This window comes from Paracoccus sp. SY (genome assembly GCF_002901215.1).
Taxonomy (GTDB): Bacteria; Pseudomonadota; Alphaproteobacteria; order Rhodobacterales; family Rhodobacteraceae; genus Paracoccus; species Paracoccus acridae.
On record NZ_NWMQ01000020.1, the window covers coordinates 23,552 to 39,582 of the forward strand.

At 64.3% G+C, this 16,031-nt stretch carries 15 protein-coding genes; all 15 read left to right on the top strand.

Annotation, left to right across the window (positions count from 1 at the left end; all coding sequences use genetic code 11):
• Nucleotides 1–22 precede the first annotated feature (22 nt).
• Complete coding sequence (locus tag CK944_RS14370; protein WP_103173760.1) at nucleotides 23–1,171, top strand: hypothetical protein; 1,149 nt, start codon at nucleotides 23–25, stop codon at nucleotides 1,169–1,171.
• Between the two features lie 56 nt (nucleotides 1,172–1,227).
• The gene (locus CK944_RS14375; protein WP_146038663.1) at nucleotides 1,228–1,506 is read left to right on the top strand and encodes a hypothetical protein; all 279 of its coding nucleotides are present in this window, start codon (nucleotides 1,228–1,230) and stop codon (nucleotides 1,504–1,506) included.
• Entirely contained in the window at nucleotides 1,503–1,733 is a 231-nt protein-coding gene (locus tag CK944_RS14380; RefSeq protein ID WP_103173762.1) for a hypothetical protein, read from the top strand. Before CK944_RS14375 ends, CK944_RS14380 begins: the two co-directional genes overlap by 4 nt.
• Nucleotides 1,734–1,796: 63 nt before the next feature.
• Entirely contained in the window at nucleotides 1,797–2,912 is a 1,116-nt protein-coding gene (locus CK944_RS14385) for a N4-gp56 family major capsid protein (protein ID WP_103173763.1), read from the top strand.
• A 65-nt stretch (nucleotides 2,913–2,977) separates the two neighbouring features.
• A complete protein-coding gene (locus CK944_RS14390; RefSeq protein WP_103173764.1) occupies nucleotides 2,978–3,421 on the top strand; it encodes a hypothetical protein in 444 nt (147 codons plus the stop codon).
• Nucleotides 3,422–3,501: 80 nt separating this feature from the next.
• Complete coding sequence (locus tag CK944_RS14395; RefSeq protein WP_103173765.1) at nucleotides 3,502–4,107, top strand: hypothetical protein; 606 nt, start codon at nucleotides 3,502–3,504, stop codon at nucleotides 4,105–4,107.
• 6 nt (nucleotides 4,108–4,113) lie between these two features.
• On the top strand, nucleotides 4,114–4,806 hold the full coding sequence (locus CK944_RS14400) for a DUF6682 family protein (RefSeq protein WP_103173766.1): 693 nt from the start codon (nucleotides 4,114–4,116) through the stop codon (nucleotides 4,804–4,806).
• A gap of 9 nt (nucleotides 4,807–4,815) precedes the next feature.
• The gene (locus tag CK944_RS14405) at nucleotides 4,816–5,562 is read left to right on the top strand and encodes a hypothetical protein (protein ID WP_158248008.1); all 747 of its coding nucleotides are present in this window, start codon (nucleotides 4,816–4,818) and stop codon (nucleotides 5,560–5,562) included.
• A gap of 1 nt (nucleotide 5,563) precedes the next feature.
• Entirely contained in the window at nucleotides 5,564–7,141 is a 1,578-nt protein-coding gene (locus CK944_RS14410; protein ID WP_103173768.1) for a hypothetical protein, read from the top strand.
• A complete protein-coding gene (locus CK944_RS14415) occupies nucleotides 7,138–11,256 on the top strand; it encodes a hypothetical protein (protein ID WP_103173769.1) in 4,119 nt (1,372 codons plus the stop codon). Before CK944_RS14410 ends, CK944_RS14415 begins: the two co-directional genes overlap by 4 nt.
• Entirely contained in the window at nucleotides 11,243–11,806 is a 564-nt protein-coding gene (locus CK944_RS14420) for a hypothetical protein (RefSeq protein WP_146038664.1), read from the top strand. The genes CK944_RS14415 and CK944_RS14420 overlap by 14 nt, the downstream gene beginning before the upstream one ends.
• A gap of 13 nt (nucleotides 11,807–11,819) precedes the next feature.
• The gene (locus tag CK944_RS14425) at nucleotides 11,820–12,311 is read left to right on the top strand and encodes a hypothetical protein (protein WP_103173771.1); all 492 of its coding nucleotides are present in this window, start codon (nucleotides 11,820–11,822) and stop codon (nucleotides 12,309–12,311) included.
• Between the two features lie 161 nt (nucleotides 12,312–12,472).
• On the top strand, nucleotides 12,473–13,300 hold the full coding sequence (locus CK944_RS14430; RefSeq protein ID WP_158248009.1) for a tail fiber domain-containing protein: 828 nt from the start codon (nucleotides 12,473–12,475) through the stop codon (nucleotides 13,298–13,300).
• Nucleotides 13,297–14,043: a cell wall hydrolase gene (locus CK944_RS14435; protein ID WP_103173773.1), complete on the top strand. Its 747-nt coding sequence runs from the start codon at nucleotides 13,297–13,299 to the stop codon at nucleotides 14,041–14,043. Before CK944_RS14430 ends, CK944_RS14435 begins: the two co-directional genes overlap by 4 nt.
• A 10-nt stretch (nucleotides 14,044–14,053) precedes the next feature.
• A complete protein-coding gene (locus CK944_RS14440; RefSeq protein WP_103173774.1) occupies nucleotides 14,054–16,027 on the top strand; it encodes a hypothetical protein in 1,974 nt (657 codons plus the stop codon).
• The last annotated feature ends 4 nt before the right edge of the window (nucleotides 16,028–16,031 follow it).

Consider the following 16,031-nt stretch of genomic DNA (forward strand, 5'->3'; position numbering starts at 1 on the left):
CCTGCCGATGTGAGGACACAACATGGCTAAGAACCCTCTGAATAGCGCCAGTGCCGACGATCTTGTCGCCATGGGCCTGCCCCCTGCCTTCACCCTGGACGACATGCGTGAGTTCCTGGACCCCGCCGAGATCGCCGCCCAAGCCGAGGGCGACGATCCGCTGGTCGATGAACTGCCTGACGACATCAAGGCATCGCTGGTCAAGTCCAAGAGCGCGCATGACGAACTGAACCCTGGCTTGGAGGATGACGATGAAGGCGACGCTGGCGATGGCTCTGTCGATGATGATGACGACAGCGGCGATGACGCCGGTGCCGATGATGACAGCGACGACGATGACGACGATGCTGGAACCGGCGAAGATGACGGCGACGACGCGCAGGATGATGGTTCTGACGCGGACGACGCAGGCCAGGGCGAGGCGCAGGACGACGCTGAAGCGCCGGAAGCGGACCAGACGCCCGATCCTGTCCTGACCCTCAAGGACACCGCCGATCTGGAAGCCAAGGTTTCCGGCTTTGACGACCAGATCGATGCCTTGCAGCAGCAGTATGACGACGGCGAACTTGCGAATGCCGACTTCAAGGCCAAACTGCGCGAGATCACCACGGAGCAGGCCAAGGCCACGGTCGAACTGGAACGGGCCAAGGACGCCAACACCAAGGCCCAGGAGGACTATGCCCAGGCTTGGTATGGCAAGGTCAACGCATTCACGGCAACCCGGCCGGAACTGATGGACAACACCAAGCCAATCCCTGGGGAGCCGAACGGCGCAACGGGCTATCAGGTGTTTGATCAGGCCTTGAAGCACATCAACAGCCCGGCGGGTGCGGAGCAGTTCGGGCACCTGAACTGGAGCCAGCGCCTTGAGGCCGCCAGCATCCTGGCCAACGAATACGTCAAGAAGCACACCGGCACCGAACTGCTGGCGCCCAAGGCCGCGCCGAAGACCGAGGACACGCCCGCACCGAAGAAGAAGGCGGAACAGCCTGGCCCGCGCAAGGATCCACGCCCTGCGCCGGTCAAGACCTTGGCCAACGTGCCCGCCGCCACCGACAACGACGTGCAGGACAGCCGGTTCGCCGCGCTGGATCGCATGGACCCGCTGGATGCCGAAGCCGCCCTGGACCGCATGAGCGAGTCCGAGCGGGCCAAGTATCTCGCAGGCTGACAGCACAAGCACCCGGCCCGTCAACGAGGCCGGGGCTTCAACCACGAGGGATAGATATGGCTGGATGCATCATTCAGGTGTGGTTCGCTCAAGATGCTGACGTGGATCAGTCGCAGCACAAGCAGCGGTTCTACATCATCGAGACGGAACTGGAAGATTTCGCCACCGCCTGCGAGTTGGTGGATGCAGACCGCCTTATCGGTGGGGCGATCCTGACCACCAACAAGATTGGTTATCTGCTGTGCGAGATCGTGTCCCGGCGCCCGATCGCCTTCCGTGGCAGCGCAGTCAGTCGGATCGAACTGCCGCGCTTCAGCTATCAGGATGCACCATGAGCGCACCGATGCGGGGCCTTGGCCTCATGAAGAAGAAAAGCCTGCGCACTGCCCCGCTGGTCATCACGGTCGGGGACGTGATGGTCACGATCACACGCATAACGGGATCGACCGCCTCAATCTCGGTGCGCGCGCCACGGGAATTGACCATTGATTTCAGCGAAGGCGGGGACATCCTCAAAAGCGTTGAAGCAGCCCTGCAACCTGTGGTAGAAGTGAAGGACTGATTTCGACGCGTAGGAAATGCAGCGAAGTCGCAAACCCTTTGGTCTGTGACAGGAGCATTACCTATGAGGACCACTCTCGGAATCAACAGCCCGCAGGCTGTCAAACGCTGGGCCAACGAACTCGCCCGCGACACCACCAAGCAGATGTATTTCACCAAGTTCATCGGAACGGGCGAAAACAACATCATCGAACGCAAGGTGGACCTGGAGCAGTCGGCCGGCGACGAGATCATCTTCGACCTCTCGCTGAAGCTGCGCGGCGACATGACCGAAGGCGACGATGTTGTCGAAGGTCGTGAAGAAAACCTGACCTTCCTGCAGGATCGCGTCCGCATCGACCAGGCCCGGAAGGGCGCCGATGCCGGCGGCCGGATGACGCGCAAGCGCACCCTGCACAATCTGCGCCAGATCGCCAAGGATCGCGTGGCCGAATACACCGCCGAGTGGACCGACGAACTGATGATCGTCTATCTCTCGGGCACGGCACCCGGCACCTATATCAACGAAGACTCGCTGGTGAAGCGGCCGTTCGCCACCAACCCGATCGAGGCGCCGGACAACAAGCACCTGGCCTTTGGCGGTTCCGCCACCAGCAAGGCGACGCTGGAAGCCACGCACAAGATGAACCGCGACCTGATCGAGCGCGTCGCTGTCATGCCCCGCACGATGGCTTCGACCGATGCCACCGGCACGACCGTCAAGATGGTCCCGGTCACGGTCGAGGGCGGCAAGCATTTCGTGATGCTGATGAACCCCTACCAGATGTTCGATCTGCGCAACGAAAAGACCGAACTGTCCTGGGCCGACGTGCAGAAGGCCGCAGCCGCCGCGCAGGGCAAGAACAACCCCCTGTTCAACGGCAGCGCCGGCATGATCGCCAACATGGTGTTGCACGAGCATGAGAACGTGCGCCGCTTCTCCGACTACGGCGCCGGCGCCAACGTCGAGGCAGCCCGTGCCCTGGTGCTGGGCCGCCAGGCTGGCGTGCTGGCCTATGGCAACGGCGGCAACGGCACCCGCTTCCAGTGGGTCGAGGAGTCGAAGGACGCCGGCAACCGCGTCGCGATCTATGCCGGTGCCATCCTGGGCTTCAAGAAGTCCCGCTATGGCAGCCGCGACTTCGGCGTCATCGCTGTGGACACCGCGGCCAAGTCGCCCAACCCGGTCATCGCCGGCTGATAAGCGCCCTGCCCGTCCCTTAGCGGGGCGGGCCTTCCCCCTCATCCAGCCATCAGGAGATACCCATGGCTACCAAGATGTCCAAATACACGGGCGGGAACGGGCGCAAGCAGCTTCCGTCTCCCTATGTCGCCCACGTCGATTATGTCGAGATCGTGGAACACGTCTTCACCGAAGCCTTGGCGTCGGCCGACATCCTCGAACTGTTCTACCTGCCCCCGGACTGCCGGATCACCGACATCAGCGTCGTGACCGCAGGCACCAGCACCGCCACCATGGACATGGGCCTGATGACCGGCACCGTCGCGTCGGACGATCCCGCGCGCACCCTGGGCACGCTGCTGTTCGATGACGTGACCCCCACGACCCAGCAGAACGCAACCGTCGCGGCCCTGGCTGCCATCGCCAAGTCGGCAGAGGCCCGGTCCATCGGCGTCAAGTTCTCGGCCAACATCGCCGCGTCGGGCAGCACCAAGCTGACCGCAATCGTGCGCTACGCTTCGACCTGAACGCAGGCGGGACAGTGACCTGAACCCAGGCCCCGGTCGGCGCACACCGGCCGGGGCTTTTCCAAAGAGAGGGGCTCCCCATGAATATCGAACGTATCCTGCGCGACCTGAACGGCACCGTCGTTCCCATGGGTGGCGCGATTTACCATTTCCAACCGCTCTGGGCAGATGGGCCGCATGTCGCCCCGGTCGAGAACGAAGATCACCAGAAGGTCTTTCTGTCGATCCCGGAGGGCTACCGCCGCTATGACGGGCCGCTGTCGCTTGGCCTGTCAGACGCCGTGCCGCTGGCCGCTGCCTCCATCGCAACGCTGGAAGCCAGCAAGATCAACGTCGCCCAGATCAACCCGGCCAGCCTGACCATCGAGCAGCTGGAAGCCGAACTGGCAGCCCGGCGCGCGTCGCAAGCCGATGATACCAGCAGCGACGATCAGGAAGGCGCCGGCGATCAGACCGACGATGACGGCAACGACCCGGATGGCGACGAGTCGGAAGGTGCCGAAGGTGGCGAGGAACAAGCCGCGCCGACCGACGATCTCGCAGCCTTTGAAGGCAAGGAACTGACCGACGCCGAGGATGCCGCCCTGCGCGCGCTGTTCAAGTCGGAGTTGGGCCGGGCCGCGCCGCCGAAGTCGAAACCCGAAACCATGATCGCCCAGATCCGCGCGAAGCGCGAAGCGGAGTAAACACCCATGGCCTTCACCGCCGCCCAAGTCATGAACCGCGCTTCGATCATCCTCCAGGATGGCGATGCCGTGCGCTGGACCGCACCCGAGTTGCGCGACTGGCTCAACGAAGCGCAGCGGGCGGTGGTGCTGGCCATGCCGACCGCGCTGACCGCGACCGTGACCCTGGCGCTGACCCAGGGCACCAAGCAGACCCTGCCCGCGCAATATGCGGCCCTGTCGCGTGTCGTGAAGAACGCCGGCACAAACGGCAAGGCGATCCGCACCATTGCAAAGCGCGAAATCCTCGACGCGCAGATCCCCGGCTGGCATTCCAGCGCGGACCTGCCGTTCGCCGCAGCCGCCGTCTATGTGTTCCAGGATCCGATCACGCCACGCGAGTTCTATGTCATCCCCGGCAGCACAGGCGTCAGCCATAGCGTTGAAGCCGTCGTGGCCAAGAACCCGACCGACGTGCCTCTGCCCGCTGGTGCAGCCAACCTGAACGTGGACAGCTACACCACGGCATCCGAGTTCCCGGACCTTTACCAGGGCGTGCTGCTGGACTTCATGCTGTTCCGCGCCTTCTCCAAGGACAGCGCCGCGCCGGATGCTGCCGGGCGGGCCGACAAGCATCTGGGTCTGGCGACGCAGACCCTTGCCAGCCTGGGCGCCTCCACGGCTGCCATCGGCCTTGCCACCCAATACATGCGCGGGTGATCCATGCCGGTGAACCTGGTCAGGACCGCCGCGCTTCTGCCGCACATCGCACCGTTCGCGGCGACCTGCCCTGACTTCCTTGTCGAGCAGGCCGTTCGCGTGGCCGCCATCGAGTTCGCGGAACGGTCGCGCGCCTGGCGTCACGTCGTCCAGGTCGATGTATCCGGCGGTTATACCACCATCCTGACCGGCACCTTCGATGGCGAAGAATATCCCCTGATCTTCGTGACCGGTGGCAACGAATACGAGGCAACCGCCGGCGTCGATGCCACCACGGACATGTCTAACCTGGCGCGCACCGCATCGGTCATCCACGAGATCGAGTTTGCCGAGTTCGACGGCACCCCGCTTGATCCCATCCAGTTCACCACCCTGCAGAACTGGCCCGAGGGGCAGCCCCGCTACATCACGCAGACCGCACCAAACACGGTTCGCCTCATCCCCTTCCGTCCGGGCAAGCTGGAAATCAGCCTGTTCCTGAAACCCACGGCACTGGTGGAGTTCGGGACGCAAGCCGCCGATCCGCTGTTCGACCGCTTCAACGTGCTGCCCGAGCATTTCATCAGCCTGCACGGCATGACGCTGGCCCGCGGCGCTCTGCAGCGCGTCCTGTCCATGCCGGATGAAGCATGGTCGAACCCGAAGGAGGCGGCCCGCTACGGTGCCGAGTTCCAGCGCGACCTGGCCGCGTCGTTCCGCAGCAACATGCGGGGACAGCAGCGCGCGAAGATCCGCACCAAGTTCCAGGATTTCTGACATGGCGGCGCGCATCGAGTTGCGGGGCTTCGCGGGCGAGATACCCAAGACGCCCCCGCACTATCTGCCCGACACCCATGCCGTATCGAGCGAAGGCGCCGCGCTGGATCGTGGCAGCCTCACGGCCTTTCGCCAGAGCGTCGAGAGACACGAAACTCCAGCCGTCGCGGAGACGGTGTATCTGCATGGCGGCGACTGGCTGTCATGGGCGACCGATGCCGATGCCGTGCCCGGTCCCGTTGCGACCGATCGCCTCTATGTCACGCGGGCCGGCGCGGCGCCCGTCATGCGGATCGACGGCGCCGAAGTGCCACTTGAACTGCCCAACCCCACTGTGCGGCCGACCGTGGCGATCACGGGCACGGTCAACGCGGCCGAGGCAGTCTATGTGGCCTATGCGTGGACGTGGGTGACATCGCTGGGCGAGGAAAGCGCCCCGTCGCCTCTGTCGCCGCCGATCCTGTGGTCTGACGGGGTGATTGTCACTGTGGGCGGAATGCCCAGCGGCTTTCCCACCAACCGCTTCATCACCGGCAAGCGCATCTATCGGTCGGAAACCAGCGTCACCGGTGCCACCGAACTGTTCTTTGTGGCCGAAGTGCCGGCCGCCAACGTGTCCTATGTCCACAACCCGGCGACGGCGCCCAACCAGGAACCTATCGCAACGGACGGCTTTGGGCCGGTCCCGGACAACCTGCAAGGCCTGACGGCGATGCCCAACGGCATCATGGCGGGTTTTCGCGGCAAGGAAATCTGGTTCTGTGAGCCCTTCCAGCCGCACGCCTGGCCGCTGAAGTATGTGCTGACCACCAATGACTTCATCGTCGGCCTGGCTGCGTTCGGATCGTCGCTGGCGGTGCTGACCACCGGCCTGCCCTATGTCGTCCAAGGCCTGCACCCCGAGGCCATGTCGATGGACAAGATCGAGGGCGGCCTTCCCTGTGTCGCCAAGCGGTCCATTGTCGACATGGGCTATGCCGCGATCTACGCCAGCCCCGATGGGCTCGTGCAGATCAACAGTTCCGGCGCGCAACTGATCTCGCAAGCCCTGTGGACGTCGGCTGATTGGGCCAAGATGCAGCCCTTGAACATCCGGGCGGCGCGCTACGGCCAGCGGTATGCCTTCCTCTATCTGCCGCAGGGCGAAATCACCCGGAAACTGGCCCTTGTGGACACAACCGGGGCGCAGCCCTTCCTGGTGCGCGCGGCCGACACCGGGCGCAGCCTGTTCACGCATCCCCAGACGGGCGATCTCTACATCCTTGAGGCAGCGGGCCGGAAGGTCCTGCGCTTCGATCCCGATACGGGCGCGGTGGGCACCTATGCATGGAAGTCCAAGCCGTTCCGCACGCTCGACAGCCAGACCTTCGGTGCCGTGCAGGTCGATGCTGAGGGTGATGGCGGTGTGCTGCTGACGATCATCTATGCCGATGGCGTCGAAAAGCACCGCTCCAACGTGCGCAACAAGCCGTTCCGCCTGCCGGATGGCGCCGCGAAGTCCTGGCAGATCGAGTTGCGGGGCAATGCCGAGGTCATCCGGGTCCGTCTGGCCCGCACCTTGCAGGAGTTGGCTGAATGAGCGCGGCGGCCGACCAGCTGTTCAAGTCGAAGGTTGAGGTTTTGCTGGGCGAACGGAAGGGCGCCGAGAAGAACCGCGCCGTAAGGCTGCACGAGATCGAAGGCATCCTTCGCAGCACCACCGGCCTGACCAGCACCATCGACCCGTCCGTCATCAAGCCTATCGTGGATAAGGTCGTGGATGACGCCTTGGAGGGATACACCCCGCCGGGGCTGGATCCCATCATCGGCCGCATCGACCAGCTTGAACAGGATGCCGAGTCGGACCGGCAGGACATCATCAACGCCATCGCCGTAGCCGACGCCGCGCAGGCCTATGCCGATCAGCAGGTCGGGCTTCTCTATCAAGACCTGGACGAACTGAAGCAGACGGGCGGCATCATCGACCAGCGCGTGCAGGCCGCGCGCGACGGGCTGATGGACGCGGGCGGCAAGATCAAGCTGGACCTGCTGACCAACGCCACCGCCGCCGCGCAAGGCTATGTCACCAGCGGGATCAACAGCTACGACGAGGTGGTTCAAGGCCAGTTCGAGTCCGTGGCCGGGCAGATCACGCAACTGACCGCTGCCCTGACAAGCGCGAACCTTGTCCAGAACGGCCTGTTCGCTCTGGGTGAAACCGGCTGGACCCTGACGGCGGCGACGGTTCTGGCGCGGGCCGATCAGACCGGCCTGGGCGCGGCCGCGCCGCAGCCCAACCTTGTGCAACTGGCCGCAGCCACCGCCGCCTCGATCAGCACCGACCTGAATGTCTTTGAGGTCGGGCCGAACGACCGAATGCAGTTCCGGTTCTCGGCCGCCGCCAGTGCGCTGCGCACCGTCACGGTCACGCTGGCATGGGAAAACGCCGCGGGGGCGGCAGTCGGGACGCCATCCGTCGAGACGCTGACCCTTTCCCCGGCAAATAGCTGGAAGGTCTATTCCAAGCAGGTCGATCCGCCTGACACCGCCGTTGGCGCGACCCTGACCATCGCCAAGGCGGCGGGCGGCGCTGCGGCGCTGCTGACCGCCATCGAGTGCAGCACGGTCAACATTGCCCTGGAAGCGCGGGTGACGCAGATCGAGGCCGCCTATGTCGATGAAGACGCGGTAACGGCCCTTATCAGCGATCAGGTCGATGCCCGGTTTCTCAATGCCGACGCCGCCGTGGTGGACGGGGCCATTGTGCAGGTCATCGAGGGCAGCGCGATTGCCGACCGGCTGGAAGTGGTGGAAACCGCTGTCGGCCCGAATGGCTCGATCATCTCGGAACAGGCGACCGCCATCGCCAACGCCGAGGAAGCCATCGCACAGGTCGATGAACGGGTGACGGCGACCTATGGCAAGACGCAACTGGTCCGCGATCCGGGCTTTCGGCGCAATCTCGACTTCTGGTTCGGCACTCTGGGCACGCTGGCAAGCCTTGTGGTGCGCGATACGCTGTCCGCGCAGCCTCATATCGCGCAGATGCCGGATGCCAAGGCGTTCAGCATCCCCCCCGCCAGCACCGCCACCCGGCAGACCGAACAATTCGAAGTTTCCCCGGCAGAACGCTATTCGATGGGGGCGTTCTATTACCGGCCAACGGCAAGCGCGCCGACGCCGCGCATCCTGATCCAGTGGTTCGACAAGGCCAAAGTCTATCTGGGCAACAGCGCCGTTTTAAATGGCCCGGTGGTCGGGGCATGGACTTTCATGGCCCTGTCCGATCTGGCGCCGCCCCCAACCGCGGCGTTCGGACGGCTTCTGTTCTTCGGCAACAACACCGGCACATCGGGCAATGCCCTGATTACCAGCCTGACCTGCACCCGCATGTCGGCCATAGACTTTGTGACACAGGCCAACATCACCGAACTGAAGCAGGCATGGACCGACCCTGAAGGCGCGTTCGCGTCCTTCGTTACCGAGGTCAATTCCAGGCTGAACGACCCGGAAACGGGGCTTGGCGCCTTGGCGACGGCCATCGACGGCACCTATACCAAGGCCGAGGCCGACGAGGCGATCAGCGCCGTTGAACTGGAACTGAACTCGACGCTGGCGAAGGAAGTCGGCGGCGTGCTGTCCGATCCTTACCTGGAGTCGTCCGACTGGCTGCGCTGGACCGGCGCGGGGACGCTGGTGTTCCGGCCCAACGAGAAGTTCGACATCGGCCGCACCTGGGACTTCACCGTCACGGCGACCCAGCAGGACGGCATGAGGATCAATGCCAGCCCGGAGGCGATCTGGCCGGGCCAGACGAACGCGCGCGGCTATGTGGTCGAGATCGACTATACCCTCGTATCGGGCAGCCTGAACGGCGCCGCCGTGCTGCTGGACTGGAACAACAGCACCGGGGGGAACTTCCGGGCGCAGAAAACCCTGGCCGAGATGACGCCGGGGACCGGGCTTCCGGGCCGGTCCCGGCTGGCGCGCGGCGTGTTCGTGCGGCCCTCGAATTTCGCGGGCACCTTCGCGTCCCACAACCTCTATGTGATGGTGAACTACCTCACCCCGCTGGCGGCCAAGCGCATCAAGATCCACCGCGTCCGCGTGCGGGTGGCGACAGAGGAGGAAATGGGCTCCGGTCAGGTCATGGCCGAGGTTCAGGCGCACCTGACGACCAACTATTTCACGCAGGCCCAGACCAATCAGGCCATCGCCAACTTCGACATGGAACTCTATGCGGAGTTGGGCGGTGCTTGGGCGACCGTGAAGCAGTCGGCAACCGCCCTGTCCGGGCTGAACGGGACCGTCGCGCGCTTCCGCAACATCGTGGAGACGGATGACGGTAAGGTCGCGGCCGGCATCGAGGCCGTGGCCTTCAACAACTTCGGCGGGTCCAGCGGTTCGCTCTTGAAGCTGATCGGGGACAACATCGTCGCCAAGGGCACGCTGTCCACGGAAAAGCTGGTCGTCGGGCTGGGCAAGAACCTGTTGGTGGACCCGGCTTTTGAGGATGGGTTCGCGCATTATATCGGGACCGGCACCCTTCCGGCTGCGAACCGGACCATTGATTTGCGGCTGCCGGGGCAAAGCTACGCCCATCCCGGCTGGCCGACTCTGATGATCTTCCAGAACAACGGCTATGCGGACGGAACCAGATACGGCCAGATTTTCCAGCGCCCGGTCATCAAGGGCACCGGGGAACGGGCCATTGGCGTGCCGGTCACGGGCGGAAAGACCTATTTCGCGTCCGCTTACTTTGCGACGATCTCCTGCGAGGCGCAGCTTTACATCTACTGGTATGACGTGAACGGGCAGCAGCTTACGCCCGTCGCTTCGCCAGCTGCGCAGTATGGTGTGCCGGCCGCCAACAGGGAACGGCCTGATGCCTGGACCCGCGTGCAGGTCAAGGGCCTGGCACCTGCCAATGCCGCCTATGCGTCCATCAGCTTCGTGAAGCGCGACACCCTGCCGGGCCAGACGGGCAGCTATCTGTTCGTGTGGAAGCCGCAGCTTGAAGAAACGCATGAAGATGCGTCCGAGCCGTCGCCCTGGTCGCCGGGCGGCACCACGACGATCAACGGCGCGCGCCTGTTCTCCAAGACCGTGGCCGCGCGGCACATGGACACCGAAAGCCTGTCGGTCGCGGGCCTCGCCATCTTCAACGGCTTCCTGCAATCGGACGACTTCAACGCGGCGACCTTCACCGGCTGGCGGATCACCAAGGCCGGGCAAATGTGGATGCCCCGCGCCGTCATCAAGAGCGCGCATATCGAGGATCTGGCCGTTGACCGGATCCACGTTAAAGGCGGCGCAATCACCATCTTCGAGCGGGCTTTCACGGTTTCAGGTCGTACGGTCGGGACAGCCACCGTCCACCAGAGCCTGACTTACACCATTGGCCGAGAAGGGCCGCAGATCATCAACCTGTCTTTCTCAACCCCAACGACCGCACGGGCGGCCTCCATTCGCGTGGACCGGGTATTCGGTCCTGGCGCGGAGGATTACGAGGTGCTGTATGCGGGCGAAATCCAGGGTGATATCGCCAGCGGCCTGACCCGCTTTTCGCACACTATCATCGACCCGGTGAACCGCAGCGGTTCGATCACATATCGCCTTGTGGTCGGCCGCCTCTACACCGACCGGCTTGCGACCAACCCTATCGGCGGGGCCGCCAGCAACCGCTTCCTGGGGGTGTTCAATGCTTTCAAGTAAATACGCCATCATCGACGGCAGGGGGCAGATCGTCAGGATGGGCGAGTGTTCCGCTGAATCCCTTGAGGCGCAGGCCGGGGATTATGAGATCCTCGTTGTCGAACCGGGCGAGGTCCGCGACGACACCCATTTCTGGGACTTCATGCAACAGGATTGGCGGGAATATCCGCCCTGCCCTGGGTCATGGGCCGAGTTCGATTTCAGCCAGCGTGAGTGGTTCGACCCGCGCACGCCGGCCGACCATCAGGCCGCACTCTATGCTGCCCGCAAGGCCCGCGACCTGTCGTTCCGCGAGTTCCTGTTCGCCTGCAACGAATATGGCATCCTGTCCGACGAGGACATGATCGAGGCGGCCAACCGGCAGATCCCGGCATCGTTCGCGGAGGCCATGGCCGGGCTCGATCCCAAGCTGCAGATGCAGATCCGCGTGACCTGGGCATCCCTAACCACCGTGAACCGCATGGACCCGCTGCTGCTGCTGGTGGCCCATGCCAAGGACATACCGCCCGAATTGCTCGACGCCCTGTTCGGCGTCGTCCTGCCAACCTGAGAGAGGAAAGACCATGGGACGGAAGATCACCTTCATTAGCAACCAGCAGAACCACCACCTTGAGGTGGCCAAGCAGTTGACCGGATCGGACGGCTTCATGTCGGACGCCCGCGCCGTGGCCGCCTATCTGCCGGGCAAGGCGGGTATGGACCTGCTGGCCGTGGCCGTGTTCGAGTGCTTCCGGGGCGGCCGCGCCGAACTGCACCTGGGCTGCCCCGCAGGCAAGAAGCTGACCGCCGAGATCATCACCACCCTGTCGATCCTGGCGTTCCATCCCAAGTTCTTCGGGCTGGAAACGCTGGTGGCGCGCGTGCCGGTCCAGAACGTCAACGCGATCTGCACGCTGCTGAAAATCGGCTTCCAGGTCGAATACCGGGATAGGTCTAGCGTTGTGGGCGGCGGCGATGGTATCGTGCTGTCACTGTCGAAAGAGACAGTGCTGGCCTCTGCCGGGCCGCGTGATGAAGATTACCGCCCCCAGATGGGCGAAAGCGCGCAGGAGTAAGGCAGATGGGCGGCGGTGGAAGCGCACCAAGACCGGATCCGAATATCGGAATTGCTGCGCTGAAGAGCGCTGAGATCGGTGAAAAATACCTTGGCTGGATGCAAGATCAGGCCAAGATCACGAATGAATGGGCAGCAGAGGACCGGGACCGCTGGTCTTCCGTGTTCAAGCCCCTGCAGGATAGCTACATCGCGGACGCGAAGGCATGGGACACGCCGGGTCGGCGCAGTCAGGCCGCCAGCGAGGCGATGGCCGATGTGGCGCTGCAAGGGCGCCTGGCGGAAGGCCAGCGCACCCGGCAGGCCATGGCGATGGGGATTTCACCGAACAGCGGCCGGTTCCTGGCCGCGCAACGCGAAGGCGGCAACGACATCGCCTTGGCGAAGGTTGGCGCGGGCAACCTCGCCCGTGATCGCATCGAGGCGCAGGGCGAAGCCAAGATGGCGAACGCGATCAACCTGGGATCGGGCCTTGGCGTAAACCCGGCAACCTCAATGCAGTTGTCGAACAGCGCCATAGGGTCCGGCGCGCAGGGGGCGATGGGTGGATACAACCAGCAGGGCCAGCTGCTCAACCAAGATTACCAGAACCGGATGCAGACCTGGCAAGCCAACCAGCAGAGCCAGGCCGGACTGCTGGGCGGGCTGGGCGCCGTCGCTGGTATGGTGAATTGGGGGTCCGCCCTGCCCGCCATGGGCGCCATGCTGTCCAGCAAGGACGCCAAGACCGACAAGACGCCGGTCGGGGACGGCGCCGCGTTGGAAGCGGTGCGCTCAATGCCTATTGAATCATGGACCTACAAGCCGGGTCAGGGTGACGGCGGCCGTCACGTTGGAACATATGCTGAGGACTTCCAGTCGGCCACGGGCACCGGCGACGGCAAGTCGATCGACATCGCGTCCGCCATCGGCGTAACCATGGGCGCGATCAAGGATCTGGACAGGCGCCTCAGCGAAGCCTTGGGCGGCGGAAAGGCGGTGGCGGCATGAGCCTGGGAGCCAGCTTCGGTGCCTTCGCGCAAGGCTTCGCTGGATCGCACAACGCCAAGAAGGATCGCGCCGAGCGCAGGGCGGTCATGGATCAGAATGCCAAGCTGATCGACATCCTGGGTCAGCAGATGGCGAATGGCGGCATGGCCGGCGGCCTCGGGGCCGCGCCCGATCTGGGCTATGGATCAGCCGCCCCGGCTGGCGGCAGCACGTCCACCGGGTCGATCGGGACCGCCGGCGGTGACTTCAAGACCGCAGATGAACGTGACCTGCTGGCCCGCACCATCCAGGCGGAAGCTGGCGGGGAGGGCTACGATGGAATGCTTGCCGTCGGTGCCGTGATCGGGAACCGGGCGAAATCGGGGAAATATGGCGGCTCGACCCTGCGAGACGTCATCATGGCACCCGGCCAGTTCTCCGCATGGAACGGCGTGACCGGCTACGCCAAGGGTGAAGGCGCGCTGAACATGGACCGCATCAAGCCGTCCGAACATGCCCTGCGCGTGGCCGACCAAATCCTTGCGGGCCAATACAACGACCCCACGGGCGGCGCGACCCATTACTACAATCCAGCCGCAGCTGATCCGAAATGGGGACGGCGCGCTGGGGGTCCGTGGCAAAAGATCGGGAACCACATCTTCGGCTTTGCAGATGGCCGGCCCGGCGGGGGGAACCGCACAGCGCAACAGCAGCCGCAACGCACATCAGGCATGGCTTTGGGTGCCCTGCCCCCTGTCACATAAGAGGATCACCATGGGCCTGGGTAATTCCTTCGCTAGCTTCGTCAACGGCTTCGCCAGCGGGCGCGACATCCGCCATAAATGGGAGGATCGCGCAGACGAAAAAGAGCGCCAGAAGGTGCTGGACGGCTACGAGGCCGAACGCCAGAAGCGGCTTGGCGAGGCCCACGGCTGGGACCGCGACCGACACGGCTGGGCTGGGGAGCAGCAGGACTGGGCGCGCGACCAGCACGGGTGGAGCCGGGAAACCCATATCGCGAACATGGGCGTCGAGGCCGACAACAACCGGGTGCGCGACCGGCAATGGGATGACTTCATCGGCGATCGTGCCGCGGCGGCTTCGGCCTGGGAGGCCATGCAAGGTGGCCTTGGTGCAGCGCCCGCCGAAGCCGCGCCTGCGGTGAACCTGACGCCGGTGACGGCGCAACAGCCCGGCCCTGTCGAGCGCGCAGCCTCCGTCAGCCTTGGCCTTCCCCCGGAAGGGCGCGAACAGAACCACAATGGCCGTCTGTTGCTGCCGCCAATGAAGGCACAGGGCGGCTATTCCATTCAGCCCGGCGCAGCCGTGGCCCCGGCACCCGTCCAGCGCACACCAGCCGAAGGCCTTGGCGCAGCGCCCGCTGCCAATGTTGTCGGAGCCGTGACACAGGCCATTGAGGCGGTTGCCAAGACGCCTGCGGGGGCAACCACCGTTTCAACTCTGCCGCAGCTTGGCATCGCGCCTGGACAGGCCCTCACTCCGAAGCAAATGGATCAGGTTGCCGACCGAAGCATGCGCGCCTATCGGGAGAAGGGCGCGTCGATCTACCGGGATCACCTGATGCAGCAAGGCCGCTTCGAAGAAGCGCAGGCCTTCGACACCTTCATCAGCGATGCCGCCACCCAGGAAGGGCTGCGGCAGTGGCATCGCGCCGGTGCCGCCATCCTGTCAGGCGACGAGGCAACGGCGGTCAGTGCAATGGCCGATGCATTCAATGACACCAACTACAACCCCAGCCCATTCGAGGTGGTGAAGGATCAGAGCAGCCTCATCAAGGATGATTTAGGCGAGACGATCGGGGTCAGGCTGGTGATGCGCAACCGCGAGACCGGCGAGGTTACGGTCGAGGAAGATCAGGTGGATAATGTGCTGCAACGGCTGCACTATCATATCGCACCGGAAAACGCGATGGCCCGCTGGCAGGAGCGCGCCAAGCCGAAGGAGTTCCGGACAATCACCGGCGCAGAAGCCAAGGCTCTCGGTCTGGATCCGGAAAAGGCATACAACCTTGGGTCGAATGGAGAGGTCAAGGCGATTGGCGGCGGTGGCGTGACCGTGAACAACAATGGTGGCAGCAAATTCGATGATGAGTTTGCGAAGACCGACGCAGCCGCCCTTGCCACTGTCGCTGAAGCAGGCCTAGCGGCAACCCGCAACATTTCCCGTATTGAACAGCTCGAAGCCCTTCTGGATGCCAGCCCATCCGGTTTCGCCGCAGCTGCGGCGCTGCGGGCGGGCGAATGGGGCATCAACACCGAGGGGCTCGATACGATCCAGGCGGCGCAGGCCCTTATCAACTCGTTGGTGCCCGAGCAGCGCCAGCCCGGCAGCGGCCCGATGTCCGATGCCGATTTGGCGCTGTTCAAGCAGTCCCTGCCCCGCATCATCAACCAGCCGGGAGGCAACAAGCGCATCATCGACACAATGCGCGCTATTGCCCAGTACGATGCGGAAGGCGCGCAAATCGTCCAGCAACTGCGGGACGGCAAGATCAACCGGGCGGAAGCGTTCCAGTTGCTCCAAGGGCGCAGGAACCCGCTGGACAGCTTTGGCGATGGCACGGCAGAGCAATCAGGAAGTGCAGATGAACCAACGGCAACCGCGCCGACTGGCAACGAACCCTCTCCGCAGCATGCAGGGCAACTCGCGCCAGGCCACATAGAAGACGGGTTTCTCTTCAAGGGCGGTGATCCCGCCGATCCGAGCAATTGGGAACAGGTGCAGTAATGGG